Here is a 19,666-nt window from a genome sequence, read left to right on the forward strand (position 1 = left end):
TAATAAAACAAAAAGATTAACAGAATTAATTGTTAATCTTTTTGTCCTACTTTATATATAACCCTTTTTTATTTATTCATTCATTTTTTAAATATAAAAATTGTTTATATAAATCTATATATATAAGGTTCCCATTATGAACTTCTTTAAAATGATAACCTCAAGCAAAAAAATAATTCATAGCAATTATTTCTTGTTTTTTACTTGAATAGCCTATTAAATATTCATAATTTAGCAAAACCTTCTTCTCACTTTCATAATCAATATGATAAATAGGTTTATTTTTAAAATAGTTGGTTTCAGTAATTCCATTTAAAAAGTACTCATCTTGATGAAATTCAAATTTTTCTATTAAATTTTCTATTATTACTTTAGATTTTCTGAGTGCCTTGGTATATAATTTCAAAAACTTAAAAGTAACAATAAAATATATTACATATATAATATCTATCATCCTTATATAATTCAAATTTATAATTTCAGAATCTTTCATTTCAAATATATTATATTTTATTGCAATTTGTAGAGATATTTCTAATATTAATATAGCAAAAATTAATGATGTTAGAATACCAATACCAATTTTTTGATGTGTTTTACTTTTTTTAAGAAATATTTTTGCACCTTCTTTAAATAAAATATTAGTGTTTTTTGCAGATTCTAATCTAGACAGTATAGTAATTTTATTAGTTACAAAATTAGTCATATTAAACCTTATAAAACTTACAATACATAGTCAAGTACTTGGTACAGCAGAAAAAATAAAACTAAAAATAATTACCATAATAAATATAAAAGAATCTCAATCCATAAATATATTTCCTTATTACTTTATTTTATCAAATATCCCTATTTATTGGAAAATATTAAAAACTTTCCTTATTACCTTGCGCAATAAACAAGGGAAGAAAAATTAGCATAAATAGTTGTTAATCTTTTTACCACCATTATCCCTTCATAAGTATATAAAAATACTAGTCATAGCTAGTATTTTTATATAGTATTCTTATCTTTTTAGCGAACCACGAGCAATCGATTCTTCTAAAACTTGTCGCATCAATTTACCAGTATGACGATCTCTTTGGGTAGGAGAATCATAGTAAATATAGGCTAATAATTGATCATTTCAATAATTTCGTATGTTTGTGCTATATGACCTATTTCCTAACACGAATTCTTTATTAAATCCACCACCTCTAGCCATTCCCATTGCAACCTTTTTATCTGTTGTAAGTTTATTAAAAATATCTTTATGTCTAGGATCATTAATTGCTTTTTCAAAACCTGACCATAAACCACCCATAAAGTAACCTTCAACATCTAAACCTGCAACATTTCAGAAAGGTTGACCTGTTACACCTGCTCCCGTATGGATAAATCATAAGATAAATGCTGAAAGTCTAAATAATAGTCTGAATTCATCATTTTTATAAAAGTCTTTACCTATTTTATATTGATTTTTGCTTAGTTTTACAATCATTTGACGATATATAGGTGCAAAAATTGAACCTAGTAAATCCGAAACTTTATCTCCGTTCCTGAATATCTCTGTTATTCCACCATATACTACTCCATATGGTGCTGGCACTTCTTTTTTAGCATTCAGGGAGCTTGGTTTATTCGATGAACCCGATGCATTCGAATTACTTACAGGTTTCTTTTTAAGTATTAACGTATCAATAAAATGATAAATCCCGCCTCTTTTGTTCATATCACTAGTTTCAAATAAAGAATTTAAAAAACGGAGATAATTTTCATCACCAATTGCATCTGCAATAAATGCAATTAGATTAGCTTGACTGCCCATTTTACCTATATCAATGTTTTTATGATCATTAGTTAATATCATGTATAAAGCACCATCTAAAAAAGCACGTTTTATATAAGCAAAATTATCTTTATTTTTACTTAATTGTATTTTTTTAATGTTTTCATATATGTTATTAACTATTATAGGTAATTCAGGACGTTTTACTAATGCTTTCATAAGGTTACTTATAACATTTTGGTATAAAGTTAGATGCTTGTTTTCAGTAAGATTAAATCCTACATTACGAAGTTTGGCAATCATCACTTGTGCAAGTCCTTTAGCAATTCTTGGATCAGGGTTAGACAATGTTTCTTTAACTCATGTAGTAAATTTAGATTTAAAATCTTTTGAATTAGGTGATTTAAATAAGATATTTATCGCTCCAAATCAATCATCAGCAATTTGATAATCATTTCCACGATCAATAAAATCACCTATAACCATATTAATAATATCACGGATATTTTTGTTTTGTAAAGCTAAAATAATTGTGTCATTAATTACACTTGGATCATTAAAAACTCCGTTTTCAACTAAAACCTTTGAAAGGTTAAGATCGTGAATTACTTTAGTTATTTTAGTCTTATCATCTAACAGGTTTGATACTAAATTTACCAATAACTCCTTAGCACCAACTTTATGCTGTGTAATAACATGATCGTTAATAACTTTTTTAATAAATGGAAAATCAGTAACTTTTATCGTTTGTAATGCATTAGCGATAAACTTAGATTTAAATCCATTAAAATCATTAACCTGTTTAATGGTTTGTACCATTGAATCAGCAAGGTTATCAAATACACCAATTCGATTAAACATATTGCCAAAATCATTTGCGAATGCTTCGATAAAGTAATTAATATTAGTTGATTTCTTAACATTTAAAAATGATACTGCTTTTTCTATAATGGATTTAATTGCTGTTTTAGTTGCAGCTGATGATAGACCATCTAAAGCAAGTTTTTTAATTGAATTTTTAAACTCACTTTCATTTGCTGCTACTGAAATATATTTTTTAAACACATCGAAAAAAGTGTTTGAATAAGCAAATGTATTTACATTATTTATGTAGTATTTAGCAATATTTGTAATTAATGTTTTTAATGTATCTACTTTTAAAGCAGAATTAATTAAATTAGTAAATTCGTTTTGTGATAAAAATCCATTTGTAATAAATGCTTGAGTTTTTGCATCAAAAGCGTTTCAAATAAATCCACCAAAATCAACTTTTTGTATTGCTAATTTAACTATATTTTCAACTAAAATAATAAAATCATTTTTGTTTTGTTGAATACCATTTTCTCGAACTACATCGTTAAGTAAATCAATGATTTTTGCTTCATAATCCTGTGATGAAACAAATAACTTGAAACTTTCTATTAATTTATTTAATACACTATTAAAATCAAAATTAAGTCCATTTCTTGCTACTTCATCAACTGATGAATCAATTAATAAATCTGTAACAGGAACATAATGATTAACTTCTTTAATTGCACCTAATAAAGCTTTTACTAAGTCTTCTTTATGTGATACATTAATTAATAATGCGGCAAAGTCTGAGTGTTCAAGTTTATGAATAGCAAATTTAGCAATAAAGTTCTTGATATCATCATTTTTATAAAATAGAGATATTAATTTCTTACCAATAGTTTTTAATGAATTTTTAAAATCATCATTATTGAATATATTTTTAATTAATTCAGAAAGATTATGTGAGTTTTTAATAACATCATATCTACTTATAACATTATCTAATAAAGTTGCTATTCTTGATTTAATTTCATTATTTTTTAACAAACTTTTAATTACTTTTTTAAGTAACTCTACATCAATGCCATTGCTTGTATATGAATTTGGGTTCTTGAAAATATAAGCAAACATTTGATCGACAAATGCATCATTTTCACTTATTGAGTTATATAAAGCAACACCAATTTGTACTACTGTATTTTTATGATTTTTAATATTTTCGAATGTTTGTAATGCCGCAATTAAAACATTATCATTAAATACAAACACTTTTGGTATTTCAACTTTTAATTTTGCTGCATATGCTGCAAATGAATCCGTTGATGCAAATGTATCAGTTAATAAGTTAATTAAGGGTTGATATACATTAATTTTTTGTAAAAATGGAATTATTGAAGAAATTAAATCATGAATTAATGAAATCTTATTAATACCAGCAAGATTTAAGCCTAATTGAGTTATTCATTTATCTAAAACACTTGCTAATATATTTGAAACCGTTGTGTTGGTTAATATATTTTGAATTCCATTTGCAAAACTTGTTTTAACAAAATTTGCTATATTGGTATTTTGTAGTAAATTCTTAATTAAAGCAAAAGGGTTGTTTAAATATGTTATTCAATCGGTATTTTTAATCAATTCAGGTACAAATGTCTGTATTGCTTGAGTTGATAATGTATCGTTTAATACCACTTTTACAAGTTGTTTAATATCATCTTTTGAAATAATCGATAGTATTTGTTTGTTATTAATTGAATCGATTGCAGAATTGATAAATTTATCAAAATATCCATTATTTTTTAAATGAATTAACAGTTGTGTAACAACCTTAATAAAGGATTCTTTATGTGTGGCAATAACGTTTGTAGCAAGTAGTGAATCTACATATTGCTTAGGATTTTTAAATACTTTTTCAGTAATAATTTGTGATATTTGATTAGGTATTTGAGCAATTTTTACTAATACATCATCAGTACTTGAAGCAGCTTGTTGCAAGGTTTCAAATACTTCTTCGATAATCGGATCAATTAAACCAATGTGACGCACAACATCTTTGATATTACTTACAAAAGCACGAATAAATACTTCATTTTCTGTTACATTTACACCATTTTGAACAAGTAAATTCTTAATGAGTTCATAAAGAGAATTATTGATATCAGAATTTTGTAATAAATCATCAATAAATGCTTTTAAATCAACTTTTATAGAATTTATATCTATAACTGTTAATAATTTTTTAAATAAATCATTATATGAAGTAACATTTTCAAATTCGTTAATATGTTCAATTAATTTACTAAATGTTGCATTAATTAAATTGTGAAAATGAATGTTCTTCAACATTGCTTTAGCAACATTTGAAAGTTGACTTAATCCGATAAAGTTTTGAATCTGTGTTTTTGTAGCAGTCGGTAAATTATTTATCAATTCATCAACAAAACTTCCATCACCTAATTTTGTAATTATATTAGTTATAATAGTGATAATATCGGTTTTATTTTCAGTAAATAATCCAGATTTAATTACTGCTTTTAATAACTTAATAATATTTTCTTCTTGCTTATTATCCTTGTTTAAACGAGCTTTAAATCCATTTAAAATCGCATTAGCAATACTTGTAAAATTAAAGTTTAATCCGTTGTTTTGCAACGATGCATAAATTACTTCAAAAGTCAATTCACTTATATCAAGTTGACTATCAACTATATCGTATATCTTGATGATGTTTTCAGCGAGTTTATTTTTATCATTTACCCCTTTTAAATATGGTTGCAACACTTCCTTATTTAAAAGTGATATTACAAGTGATTTTAGTTTTTCTTTAACAGATGCTTTTGAAACAAATTCTTTGATTAAAGCTACTACTTTTTCTTTAATAGAATCTTTTAATCCAGTAATATTAAAAATTGCTTTAACTAACTGGTTATATGAATCAGGTGCTTTTAATGATGAAATATGATCAATAGCACTATCACCAAGTGATTTAATGATTTCTTTAGTTTTTGAATCTTTAAGTATAGTTTTAATCAAATCTCTTAAAGCACCCTTTGTAAATCCTAGGGTAGTTTCTACTGAATCAACCGAGATTTTTTCTGCTAATGCTTGTGTATTAGCATCTGTTCAATATTTATCTAATAATTTGTTAAAAATTTGTTTTAGTCAATTGTGCTGATTTTGCACAAATTCTGAATTTAACAATACTTTTACAAATGCATAATTATTTAAATCAATTGCTGATAATAATTTATTTGTAAATAAACTAATTAATTCATTTGTATTAGTTGTTTTATTAATTTCAGCTACTGGTATAGCAAGTATTTTATCAATAATCGAAACATTACTATCAAGGTTATTAATAGCCTTAAGTAATTGGTTTAATTGATTTAATTGTTCATCACTTAATTTTTGCGATGCATCTATAATCTGATTTGAAACTAATGCATTATTTATGATATCCTTAAAGATTAAAATGTTGTTAACAAGACTATTAAAGATATAGTTAGCAACCGTTGCTGTATATGCTGGATATTTTTTAACTGCATCTGAGTTATAAAGTTTTTTAACTAAATTATGTAAGTTTTCAATAACTTTGGTTTGCAACTGTGATGCTAATGAAGTTTTTAAAGTTGCTACTCTTTGATCAAAAGCTGATTCAGAATTATCAAAGAATGTTTTTAAGTCATTTGCAACTAAGTCAATAATTCCTAATTCTTTTGCTCATGAATAAGCTTCTTTGAGAAAAATATTTAAAAACTGATAAGTTTGTGGATTATTATAAATTTCAACAAAGTTAAATTTTATAACATTCGATAGAATGGTATTAATATTTGATACCAAGCTATCATCATTTAAAATTTCATCGATTCAAGTTGTTAAACTAGTTTTTAGTTGTTCTCCGTTAATAGATTTAACAACATGATTCAATAAATCTTTGATACTGTTTATTGATTTAAGATTTTGGATGTTATCTAAAATGTTATCAACAATTCCTTTAAATAAATTTTTAGTAGATTCTTTATTTAAAAATGAATAAATAATTTGATCACTTATTTGTTCTGATGTATATTTATTAACTTCTGCTAAGGTTGCTTGTGGAAGTAAGTTCAAAATTTTTGAACCTAAATGTTCATCTGTTTTAAAATGGTCATATACATTAATAAAGATTTGCTTTAAATCGTTTTTATGGTTTGAAATGAAATTATCTGGCAACCCTTTAATTAAGGTAATAACTTTTTGTGAAATAACATCTGAACTAAACTCGGATGCTATTTCATTTGCAAATAAATTAAGTATCTTTATAGGATTAGTATTTCTTGATTTTTGATATAAATCCAATGCTTTAAATAAATGTTCTACAACTTTTAAATTATCAAATTGTGATAATAAATAGTCTAATAAATCAGAAATAAGTTGGTTTTTATTAGTAGTATGTGCAAAGATTCATAAATTACCTATTTTTTCACTAATAATGTTTGCTAATAACTTCTTCAATGTAGCGTCGGTTTTATATTCATTAATAATGTTGGTAATCGATTCTTTGTTTGAACTTATAAAGTTAGAGTCCTTTAAAAATATATTAATTATGTCTATTCAACTATTTGCATTAACAAACTCTTGAGAGTGATCTATGATAAATGCTGTAAAATTGGTAAATATAGAGTTAAACGCAGTGTTTTTGATTATCTTATCAAACAAAGTCTTTGATTCTGTCTTATTAAGTCCTAAAACACTCTCTGGGAGCATTTTGTCAAGTGCTGCTGAAGCATATTGATCTTTAAATTTAGCAAAAACTTTATTAATCAACTCTTTTAATAATTCTTTATTTGTAGTAAATAAAGGGGTATTTAATAAAAGTTTATATAAATCAAGATCGCTAAAGTCAAATAATGATATTAATTGCGGTAGTTTTGATAATAATGAATTTATATCATCAGAAGTTGTAACAAGTTCAATAACTTGTTCAATTAAAGGATTTAATTTATTTAATGACTTAAGTACACTTAAAGCACTTGGATAAACAGAATTAAGAACAGGTAAAAACTTTTGATCAAGAGCGAAACCATTTGCATTTGTAACTTCATAAATTATCTTAGCGGTTGTTTTAGTTAGATCATTATTATTAATTACATCTAAAAGAATCTCTTTAATTTCTTTATTTATAACTTCTTTAACTTTCGGTTCTTTTAAAAGAATTGAAACAAGTTCTTTTGGTGATGATAGTTTATCAAGTAAATCAGGATTCTTTAAAACACTTTCTAAAAGCGCAACTACTAACTTCATTGTTTGTGGACGATTTATAACATTTAAAGTTAATTGCAGAATTTCATTTTTATCAACATATTTTGCTATTTGTGGTTTATCAAGCAAGTTGCTTAATAATGATGTTATACCATTTGAAAGCACACCTGATTCTTGTAATGAATTTAAAACGACAGCAGCGGTATTTAACACACCATTTGAATTATCTTTAATTCATTTTTGATTCAATAAATCCTTAATTTGAGTAATTGTGTTAGTAGTGTATTTGTTTTTAATGATTGCAAAAATTGCATCCGGGATTTGAGCAAGAATTTTTATTGGTTCATTCGATCTTTTAACTGCCTTAAGTTTATCAATAAATGCATCAATAATCGGATTGATAAGTTGTTGTTTTTGGATATATGGGATGATATTTTGTGAAAAATCACTTATAAACTTGATATTATCTGAATTCTTAATATCTATCCCGAATGTAGCAAGCGATGTATACATTACATCATTGATGATTTGTGGTAATTCATTATTAGTTAAAATATTATTAAAAATTGCAATTAATTGTGGTTTAAGATTATCAATTGGTAAATGTTGTATTGCTTTAGCAATTAAATCATTTAGGCTTTGCGCTTTATTATATTCAGCAGTATTATTTAAAATCGCATCTAAGGTTGCTTTTAAAATATCAAGTATTTGTGGTTGACTAAATACTAAATTAATTAACTTATCAAGTGATTTAGTTGGGATATATTTTGCAACCGAACTATTAGCAAAAAGGTTAGATACAGATTTTGAAATCCCTTTTAATGTATTTAAATCTAAGGCATTACTGATAATTTGTTTTATAAATGCTTTATGATGCTGCAATAAATCAGAATTTAAAATCGTTTTAATAAAATCAAGTAATTTTGGTTCATTTTGCGATCCAATAAATTCTGTTGTAATTAAAGATCTTAATGCTACTGAAAATAAATCACCGATACGGTTGTATCCGTAATATGGAAAACTATTCAATGTATATGAGGTAAATTTATCAATTAGTTGTTGGTTATCATTAAGTTGTTTTAATAATTTAATTAAATCATTTATAACAACATTTACTTCATCAGATGTGATATTTGCTGTTAAATTATTTTCTTTTAAAAAGTTATAAAGAAATTCTGAAGCAACTGCCTGTAGTTTAGGACTAGTTAAAAACTCGAATAATAAGGCATTAAGATGACTAGAAATGCGAGTATTGATTTGTGGATCTTTTAGTATATTTGAAAACACATCAGATAAATTTGAAACATCTGTAAAGTTATCTGGATGTAAAGCATATGAATCCGCAAATGCTGAAACTAGTTCTTTAAGATGCTCAGAATTTAAAACAGAATCAAGTATTGATGAAATATCAGATTCTTTAACATTATATTTTTTAATTGGTGCTAAAATCGCATTCATTACAGCAGATTTTACATTTGGTCCGAATACCTTAATTGCATTATTTAAAATGGTTTTTAAAGCATCAGCAAACTCTGTTTTATACTCTTTAACCATATCACTTGAAGCAACAGCAGAAATTACTATAGCAAGGTTATCTATATTTAAAATAGAGTATTTAAATGCTGCAGAAACATTATCTAAGGTAAGTTGATTTTGTTCTTGATATTCTTGTAGTTGAGTTTGCAAGTTATATAAAATTCTTTGTAAAGTATTTGAACGAAGTAAAGATTCAACTAATGAGTCCTTAGCAAATTTACCACTAGCAACTTTTTTATTAAACAACTTTGCTAACTTACGCTCTGGATCTAAAACATTATAAATAGAGTTATTAGTTAAAAAATCAAACGCTTCGCGAGTTAGATAAGAAAAAGTTTCAGTTAATTCTGCAATGCGATTTCCAAAATTATATATATCTCTTTTGTCATCAATTTCTTGTTCATAATTATTTTCTACATCTAAATATGAAGCAGTGTTTGGTCCAAAAAGTTGTGAATTAGGAATAATAGGTTGGATTTGGTATGTTGCACTATTGGCATCAAAATCCAAATATTCTTGTGAAAAATCATACCCTTTATAATCATTAATATTTAGTGATGGATTAGTGATTTTTAAATATATATCCATTGCCATTTTTTTGTATCCAAAAGTATTTGGATGGATATCGAAAAAGATAGTAGATAATTCGGAAGCATGTTTATTTCAATAATCATTATTAACAGGTTGGATAAAGTTAATTTTATTAATAATCGCAGTCTCTCGAATTCCTTTGTTTAAAACATTTACCAAGATATCAAGTGGTGAAAAATCTAAACTTCCACCAAACAATTTTGCTACATATTCCTTAATCACATTGGCAATTGATAACATCGGAGTAGGATAACCGATAAAGTTTATATTAGCATTTGGAGCGAATTGTTTTAAATTTGCTACGAATGTTGTAAGTCTTTTTTGTGTTTCTCTTAACGCATTATTAAATAACTTGTTTATTAAAACAACTGCATCAGAAATAATTGCTTGACCTTTTAAATAATTTTTTATTAAGTTAGTTACATCATCAGTTGCTAAGTTTTGGAATAATAGAAACAAGATATCATTAGCAGATAATGAAAAAGTAACCAAGTTTGCTTGTTGTAACTTGTCTTTTATTTGTTGAGTTTTTGCTTGTCAGTCATTTCCAAAAATACTTAATGTATCTTCATCCTTAACAAGTGAATCATCATAAGGGATTCCAAGTAACTTGATTCAATCAAGTAATCGAGAACCAGATACGGCAAAATTATTAAATGCTTTAACACGGTGGTTTTGATTTAACAAACGAGCTAAGTATGCAGGATATGAAACACCCGAAATACTTCCATCACTTTCTAATTGACCAGGATATGATTGTGGTAAGGTTCCATCAAATCCTTCAGTAATCGAATCACCAATCGCGACATAACGAATATCTTCATTAGCAGGAATAAAATGTTCTGATTTTTTACGTTTTGCCTCATCAATATGGTCAAATTTTTGATCACCTAAAATATTTACATTTGACAATGTGCTCTTAGGTGGTTGTACAGGTTGTTGTGGGAGTTGAGTATTAGGTATAAGAACTGGTTTTTGATAAAATTCATTGCCTCCACGAGGTAATTCTTCAGAAGAACCTGGTGCCTTACATGCAACTGCAATAGTAGTAGCTGCTAATAAAAGGGTGGAACTTGTTATAAGAAACTTTCTTTTTTTCATACTTCCTTTCACTTCATTATATATTTTATATATAATGACTTTTTTATATAATACCACATTTATCCAAAAAAAAGAATGATTATTGGTCGCTAAATACAAGCAAAAAGCACACATATAAAGATTGAAAAGAAAATTCAATCCTTGTATGTATGCTCTTAATATAACTAATTTGATAAATTTTGGTGCCCAAGACAGGGCTTGAACCTGCACGGATTGCTCCACTAGATCCTTAGTCTAGCGTGTCTGCCAATTTCACCACTCGGGCTTTTTGTTTTTATATTTTAGCATATTTTTACAAAAAAGTTAAAAAAATTAAAACGCAAAGCATTTTAATTAAATTAATTCGTTCTTTACAAATACATCATGAATGGCATCAAATGCTTCTTGTTCATCTTCACCCATAACTTTAACAGTTACTTCTGCTCCACATTTAACACCTAAAGACATAATATTCATAATTGATTTTAAATTCGCTTCACGTCCACCTGATTGTAATTTAATATCAGATTTATATTTTGAAGCTACAGTTACAAGAATTGAAGTAGGACGTGCATGAAGTCCAATCGGATCAACTATTTTAGCTGTAAATTCTTTCATAATAGCCTTTCATTATTTTATTAAATATTGCTACAAATGATAGCATGAATAAAATTTTATACTTTTTTTACTGTTTTTCACTAAAATAAAGTAATATTTTGTTAAATATTTATCATATTTGTGGAATAAATCGCATATTTTATGTGATTTGAACTTTTTCACCTTGTATATAGACATAAAAGTAATATAGTTATGAAAATAAAGTGATTTATTTGTTTACGATAGAAACAAAAAAACCTTGCAAAAACAAGGTTTTTAATATTTTCCTGCTTGTCAATCTGCAACTTCTTGAGCAGTTCCGAGCACAAAATGATCATCGTTTATTTTAATTCATTCAGGTTGGTTATTTTCATCATATTTATGCATATTGATATCATAAACATATCCAACCAAACTTCCTTTGCTTCCTTCAATTGAAGGAACTGCATCAAGTAAGCTTTTGGTATATGGATGCAATGAATGATTCATAATTTCTTCGGTTTTTCCTACTTCTAACAATCTTCCTTTATTCATAACAGCAATTCGATCAGAGATATATTCTACCATACGTAAATCATGTGCTATGAATAAAATTGTAAGTTGATACTTTTCTTTTAATTCATTGAAAATATTAACCACCTGCGCTTGTATAGACACATCAAGTGCTGAGATAGGTTCATCTGCAACCAATAGCTGCGGACGCAGTACAACAGCACGAGAGATACCAATTCTTTGTTGTTGTCCACCTGAAAATTCTAATGGATATCTACGCAATACTGATTCATCTAAACCAACAGATCTTAATATATCACGAACTAATAAACGCTTACATTCTTTTTCAGTATGTTTACTTAATTTATCACGTTCTGCTCTAAGTTCATCAAATAGTTTAGTTATATGTGGTTGATTTAATTTAATCACTTGGTTATATAAATCTACAAAGAATGCTTGATATGAAATATCTTCATTGGTTGCTATTTTAATATCTAATTCTTTTTCATAATTTCCAAAAAATTGTGGGTGGTTTTGTTGTGAAAACTCTTTATATAATTTTACTTTTGCTTCTTGATCATAGTTATACAAGAAAATTTCTTTTGCATTTTTGGTATTAGTTAAACCTTCTGAAACAATTGCTTCAACATTAGCATGTGGATTTAACGAGTTGGCCGGATCTTGAAAAATCATTTGAACTTTGTTGGTTAAAAAGTTTTCAATTGCTTTATATTCAGCAAGTTTTTTACCTACTTTGAACCCACGAGTAAGTTTTCTCGGTAAGGTTTTATCAAGTAGTTTAATTTCACCAAAGCTATAAGGAACCAATCCCACTAAAGCACGACCGATGGTGCTTTTACCACTCCCTGATTCGCCAACAAGTCCTAAAACTTCACCTTTATAAATGTTTAAATTTAAATCACTGACTGCTCTAAATGCTTTAATTCCACTTCCATAAGTGATATCAACATTGCGCATAGTTACTAATTCACTTTCACCATGCTTTGGGCGTAGCATTTCTGCTACACCTTTAGTTTGAGTTCGTCAAACTTCTTTTTCACCAAATAAGAATCTTTTAACTTTATATAATGTTCTTTCGTTACTCATTTTCAGCTAAAAATTCCTTTCATAATCTTTGGATAAGTTCAGGTGGTTGGTATTTTGGAGCTTGTGGATCTAATAAAGCAGACTTAACACGGTGAGTCTCTGAAACATAATAAAAATCTGGTTCAATTTCAAAGTCACGCCCTAATGCATAATCATTTCTTACCGCAAAAGCATCACCTTTGATGTTATTTAAACTTGATGGTACACTTCCACGGATGGTTGATAAACGACTTCCTTTGTTAACATCGGGCATACTAAGGATTAACCCCCATGTATATGGATGCTGTGGATAGTGTAAAATTTCATGTGCTGTTCCTTCTTCTATGATTTGTCCTGCATACATAATAGAAATGTAATCTGAAATCGATGCAACAACACCTAAATCATGGGTAATAAATACGATAGATAACTTTAATTTAGTTTGTAAATCTTTAATAATGTCTAAAACTAATGCTTGCACAGTTGGATCAAGGGCAGTGGTTGGTTCATCCATAACTAGAATTTTTGGTTCTAATGCAACTATTGCAGCAATAACTACCCGTTGAACCATACCACCAGACATTTCATGTGGATATAACTTCATAACTGCTTCAGGATCATTTATTTTAGTTAGTTTTAAAAACTCTACAGCACGATCATAAGCTTCTTTACGGGTTTTAACAACCTTATTTAACAGCATCCCTTCCATAATTTGTGTTCCTACTTTCATTGTAGGATTAAGTGTTGACATTGGGTTTTGGAATACAGCAGAAACTACACGACCACGATAATGTGAGCGCTCTCAATCGCGAAATGAGAATTTTTCAACATTATTGTTGTATAAAAGAATTTCTCCACCATCGATAACAGCATTATCACCAGTAAGTCCATATAGAAGTGATGTTATTACTGATTTTCCTGATCCTGATTCACCGATAATTGCATGAACTTTACCTTCATAAACTTGCAAGCTTGTTCCACGAAGCACAATATTTTTTTCTCCTGGACGAGCTGGGTTAGTAAAAGAAAGTTTAATATCTTTTATTTCTGCAGCAATTTTTAATTTACTTCCATCTTCAAAAGTTCGGTATTGTACATTTTTATAAAAATTATCTCAATTGAAATAAGAACGTTTGAAACGGGAAAATAAAGAAAATTTCTTTTGTTTTTTTGAAACTTGTTGTTCATAGGTTTTTGTATCAATGTTAGTTTGTTGATTTAAAGATTCTTGATTTTGGTTTTTTAAACTTAAATCATTAGTAGTTTTGTTAGTTTTTGTATCAAAACGTCTAAATCATCTACTATTTTGTTCTTTTCTCACAATAACCTCTATCTTTGACGTCTCAAGGCATCTTGGACGCTCGCTCCTATTAATTGCACACTAGTTGTAATTAAAATCAACATTGTCGATGGAACAAAAACATATCTTAAATAGGTAGGAAAGACCTTTTGACCTTCTGAAATAAGGTTACCTAAGGTTGGAACGTCATCAATTGCTAAACCAATGAAAGCTAATGATGTTTCTGAAAGCACTACCCCAGGAATTGTAAATACTAACTGAGTAATCAGTATTGGCAAGATAACAGGAACATAATTTTTAAGAATTTTTCATGCTGGTGTACCTAAAACTCTCGAAGCTGCAACTCACTCAAAGTGTTTTGCGCGCTTAACTTGAGCACGGATTTGATTAGCCATTCCTGTTCATGATGTAAATGATAAAGAAAAAACAATTACTCAGAAACTTGGACTAACAACAATAGTCATCAAAATCAAAATAATGATTGTTGGAACTACTGAAATAACCTTAATTATAAATGTCATCACACGATCAAAACGCTCATATTGACCCATTAAAATCCCAATGGTAAGTCCGATGATAACTTCGATAAATGTAACAACTAATGCTAATGCAATCGAGTATCGCAATCCGTGTCATAAACGTGCCCAAATGTCGCGACCAATTGAATCGGTTCCAAAAATATGATAAATTCCTGTTTGCTCGTCTGTTTGGTTAAATGTTAAGAACCTTGCATCAACGCTTGATAAGTTTGGATCTTGTGTAGTAAATGGGATAATAAATGATAAAAGAATAATCACGACTAATAAAACAAAACCAAATACACCTGCAAAACTCTTTGAATAACGATATACAAATTCTTTAAATACCTTCGTTTCTGCACCCATATGTGCATCAGCATGGAAATCAAAAGTTTTACCTACTATTTTTCATGCTTGATATTGAAACGGTTGCAATATCATACTTGGAGCAGCATCCTTAGTTAGTTCATTTGTTGGACCAAGTTGTTGACGTTGCTTTAATTTAGTTAAATACTTTTTAAAAGAAGACACTAATTTAGATTCTTTTTTATCATTGAATGCCAATTATGCCCCCTTTCTACGCACTCTTGGATCTATAACTTCATATAAGATATCACGAGTTGCATAAGATAAAATAGTAAGTAAAGTAAACATTATAATTAAGAATAAAATCACATTATAGTCTTTTGTTTGAATTGCTTGTAGTAATGTTGCACCAGAACCAGAAATAAAGAAGATTTGCTCAATGAAGATACTTCCGATAAATGAACCGAAAATAACAGCAGGGAAGAATGTTGCGATTGGGAAGAGTGAAGGTTTAAGTGCATGTTTTCATACAAAACGGTTTTTTGATAATCCTTTTAAATATGCAAATTTAGCATGCACTGAGTTTAACTCACGATTTAATTCGGTACGAATATATTTGATATATACAATGATACTTCCAAGAGAAAGCGCTAATCCAGGTAGGATATATGTTAGGAAATTATGTTGAGCGAAGATATATGGTAAGTTAATTAAACGACCGATAAATACTAATATTAAAGCAAAAATAATCGAAGGAACCGATGAAAAAATACTTACTAACACAGTTGATACATTATCAACTATTCCGCCTGGGTTTTTACCAACTCATATTCCTACAGAAATTCCTATTACAACAGTTAATAATACTGAAAAAATTCCTACTAAAAATGATTTATAGAAGCGCTCTCAAATAAATGAATTTATTTCTTGTGCAGGAAATAATGATAATGATATACCAAAATCTCCGCGAAAGAGTCTTACTATATAGTGTCAGTATCTTATAATTAACGGCTGATCTAAACCGTATTTTGCTTCTATTGCTTTTTTTGCTGCATCATCTAAACCAGCTGTTAAAGTATTTGAACCAGGAACGGCATTAATTAAAAAGAATGTAATAGTAATAACAATTAATCCAATAATAAAGAATTCGGCAATAATCTTAAAAAATCTTCAAGAAGAAATTAATAAAGGTGAATTAATGTTAAATAATTTCTCAACAAATGTTGCATCTTTAGTTCTTTTGTTTGAAAAAACTATAAAGTTATCATCAACATAAGTAGTTTTGTTATTTTCTTTTGTTTTAGATCATTTCATCTATTTTGCCCTCCCTCTTGGTAATCCTGGTTTTGGTGGTCTAGTAAAATCATATGCATATTGCAGTGCAAATGTATAAAGACTATCTACACCACCTACTCTGGTTATTTCTCAGTTGGTATCAACTTCCATTAATGGTACAACAATCGATGCATCACGAATGACTTTTTCAAGTTCTCCGATGAAGATGTACACATATTCTTGGGTTCATTTTAATTTTGCCTCAGCATTTGTAAAGTTTCCGGTAAAGAATGCATTTATTCTATCAGTATAACTTTGCGAATCTTCTTGTGGACGAATGAAAGATAAATCAATAAATTTACGTCAAAAATCTATTTTTGTATCAATCTTTCCTAATGATCACTGAATATGTAAGCGATCTGCAGTAGGGCGTGTAGCATCTGCTAATTTATCAATTCCCTCAAACATTAATAACAGTTCATTAAGAATTTTTTTCTTACGTCCTGCTTTAATATTCGGATTTTGAATTAGCATATATTCAATTAAATTTTTAATTAAACGGTCACTAAATGTTTTTGATGTGTCTTTGTTTAATTTTTCAATTAATGGTTTAACTGCTTCTTCAAAAGCTGTTATATGATTCTTATCTCCTTTTTTAGCTTTTTCATATGCATCTTTTGCGCTTTGTGATGCATTAACTAAAGCTAAAAACGGAGTTTGTAATTTTGTTTCGATGTAGTTATCTACATCTAAATTGGTTGCTTGCACATATAATTGGCGAATGTAATCTGCATATGTGTAAGAACCTACTGGGTTTGTTTTAAAGGCAATACTTTTTTGGTTAAAACTATCTATTTCATCGGGTTTGAAGAATACTGCAACATAGTCTTGAGCACTATTTCCACCTAATCTATCATAGTTTTGATAGATAATGTCGTATTTTCCTTCTTCAATAAATGAAGCAAATGAGTTTTCAGGTAAACTCTTAATATCAATGTTTACAAAACCATCGAAAGTTCTACCTAATATTTCTTTTAAGTATGCACCTGCTTTCTTTTGTTCATCACTAGAGTTGTTTAAGAATTTTAATGTTACAGATTTTAATGCCTTGTGTCTTGCTTTAAAACGTTCAATATAAAATTGTGCTGTTTTTGGTGCATATGTTTGATCATAACGATGTGTTTTCTCAAAAGTATATCCTTTTGAAAGATGAGTTACAAAATCATAATTTTGTAATGGGAATTTTACTCCATCTTTTGCATCACTACTCATATCTGAAAAGTAGGTTTCGATATTTTTCCCATCATATGTTCGATATTGTCCATATGCTGTTCAGGTGTTTACTGGAAATGAAAAGTCTCATCCAACTACTTTAAGCAGGTTTTCACGGTTTACTGCATAGAAAATTGCGTTTCTAAGGTCTTCATCTTGTATATAACTTTGTGCGTTTGTTTCATTATCAAGGTTAAATCCAAAAGCAATTGTTCCATAACCTGTGTTTTTATTTAGATATTTTTTGTATTCAGGGTTAGCAAAATATTGTGTTATTTTTTCAGCCGGAATATAAGTTTGTGAAATATAACCATCTTCAAAGAATGTTGCATTAGTGTTTCTGTCAGTTGAAAAATAAATTTTTATTCGGTTTGAAATGGTGTTTTCTGCATCGAAATAATCTGGATTTTTTTCTAACAATAATGATCCCTGTGGACCTAAAATAACATTTTCAGGTTTCATCAAAAATGGCCCATTTGTTAAAAAGTGTTGTTTTTGTGATCCGAAGACATCGATTCCACCTGCAACTGTTTCAATATACTTACGATTTACAGGGAAAAGGTGGAAGAAAATAGTAAATAGCATATATGATAAACCTGGTGTCTTGTTCTCATCAAAAATCATTGTAAAAGTATTTAAATTATTTGCTAATGTCTCAATTGTAGGTTTAATTTTTCTTGCATCTTCATCAAATTTAAAATTTTGGTAAGGATTTGCATAAACATTTTTTACTAATGTGCGAACAAAAGTCTTAGTTTTATCTTTTGGATCTCTGAATGTAAAACTTTGTGATTCTTTTTCAATCTTGAAATTAGGATTTAAATCCATACTCTCATTAACTTGTTCGAGACTGTAATCTAAATATAGCTGACCAGTATAAAAACCAAAATCTAATGCAGCTTTTTTGATTGCTTCAACTTCTTTTGTATCAGCAGGTACATTATTTTTTGAAACTTGTGATTGTCACTCTTTTTCACTTGGATCTTGAATGTAACTACCATCAGCTAATTTAATGTATTTTCTACGACCTCATGGATTTTTATATGGTACACCAAATTTATCAACATAGTCTTTTTGAGCAGCAACAAATTTTTCGGCTCCACGAATAGAGTATTTTAATACAGAATCTAGTTTTTGTGATCCGGTATTAATATCCAAAATATATTCTAAATAATCACGTAAATCCTGTGCTGTTGAAACATCTCCGTTACTTCAGCGATTTAATCCGTTGTTTAGAAATCCAGTTACTGCCATATAGTTGTTGCTGTTTTTTGGGTTAGGGAATGCATAAATACTTGCATTTCGTTGTGGATCACCGATTGTCGCACGCCCTAAACCACCAGTAATACCAAAGTCATGTAATCCGTATCAACTACCACGAACTCTACCAAAACCATCACTTTCTTCTAATTTATTTTTAAATTTGAAGAAATCATCAAAGTTTGAACTTGGTTCAGTTTTTTTATCTTCTGTTGTTTTAACAGTTCCATCGGTATCTACCATAACCATATTTAACGGACTTATTTTAGTAATAGATTTTAAATCACTGTTTGGTCCACTTTTAAGAAATGAGTCGACTAATGAAGGTAATATTTTATCAACTGATTTATATTTTATATAGTTTAAGTTATTAATTGGTTCAGTTGCTAAACCAAGATCATAATCAATTACTGAATTTTGACTATGAACTTCATTTAGACTCTTTGTATTTGTTGTGTTATTTCCACTGGTGCTACACGCTATTGCTAGCAAGGATGCTGATGAAAGTGCAGCGGTTGTGGTAAATAAATATCATAACCTTTTTTTCAA

The 19,666-nt window shown here is 28.2% G+C and carries 8 protein-coding genes and 1 tRNA gene; all 9 read right to left on the reverse strand.

Annotation, left to right across the window (positions count from 1 at the left end):
- Window positions 1–46 precede the first annotated feature (46 nt).
- The 9 genes from ACXYRN_RS01765 to ACXYRN_RS01805 all read right to left on the reverse strand — a co-directional run bounded on the left by ACXYRN_RS01765 (window position 47) and on the right by ACXYRN_RS01805 (window position 19,666).
- Window positions 47–706: a hypothetical protein gene (locus ACXYRN_RS01765; protein WP_458607445.1), complete on the reverse strand. Its 660-nt coding sequence runs from the start codon at window positions 704–706 to the stop codon at window positions 47–49.
- A gap of 300 nt (window positions 707–1,006) precedes the next feature.
- Window positions 1,007–11,032 (reverse strand): SGNH/GDSL hydrolase family protein, encoded by a 10,026-nt coding sequence (locus tag ACXYRN_RS01770; RefSeq protein ID WP_458607446.1) that lies wholly within the window; start codon window positions 11,030–11,032, stop codon window positions 1,007–1,009.
- 180 nt (window positions 11,033–11,212) lie between these two features.
- Window positions 11,213–11,297: transfer RNA gene (locus tag ACXYRN_RS01775), tRNA-Leu, on the reverse strand.
- Window positions 11,298–11,365: 68 nt separating this feature from the next.
- Complete coding sequence (locus ACXYRN_RS01780; protein WP_435128905.1) at window positions 11,366–11,629, reverse strand: HPr family phosphocarrier protein; 264 nt, start codon at window positions 11,627–11,629, stop codon at window positions 11,366–11,368.
- Window positions 11,630–11,884: 255 nt separating this feature from the next.
- Window positions 11,885–13,207, reverse strand: a complete 1,323-nt coding sequence (locus ACXYRN_RS01785; protein ID WP_435128902.1) for an ABC transporter ATP-binding protein — start codon at window positions 13,205–13,207, stop codon at window positions 11,885–11,887.
- Window positions 13,200–14,507, reverse strand: coding sequence for an ABC transporter ATP-binding protein (locus tag ACXYRN_RS01790; RefSeq protein WP_458597595.1), 1,308 nt, complete (start codon window positions 14,505–14,507; stop codon window positions 13,200–13,202). The genes ACXYRN_RS01785 and ACXYRN_RS01790 overlap by 8 nt, the downstream gene beginning before the upstream one ends.
- A gap of 8 nt (window positions 14,508–14,515) precedes the next feature.
- The gene (locus tag ACXYRN_RS01795) at window positions 14,516–15,568 is read right to left on the reverse strand and encodes an ABC transporter permease (RefSeq protein ID WP_458597596.1); all 1,053 of its coding nucleotides are present in this window, start codon (window positions 15,566–15,568) and stop codon (window positions 14,516–14,518) included.
- Window positions 15,569–16,624: an ABC transporter permease gene (locus tag ACXYRN_RS01800; RefSeq protein ID WP_435128893.1), complete on the reverse strand. Its 1,056-nt coding sequence runs from the start codon at window positions 16,622–16,624 to the stop codon at window positions 15,569–15,571. It abuts the gene before it with no gap.
- Window positions 16,625–19,666 (reverse strand): ABC transporter substrate-binding protein, encoded by a 3,042-nt coding sequence (locus ACXYRN_RS01805; protein WP_458607447.1) that lies wholly within the window; start codon window positions 19,664–19,666, stop codon window positions 16,625–16,627.

The organism is Mycoplasma sp. 4423 (genome assembly GCF_054353855.1).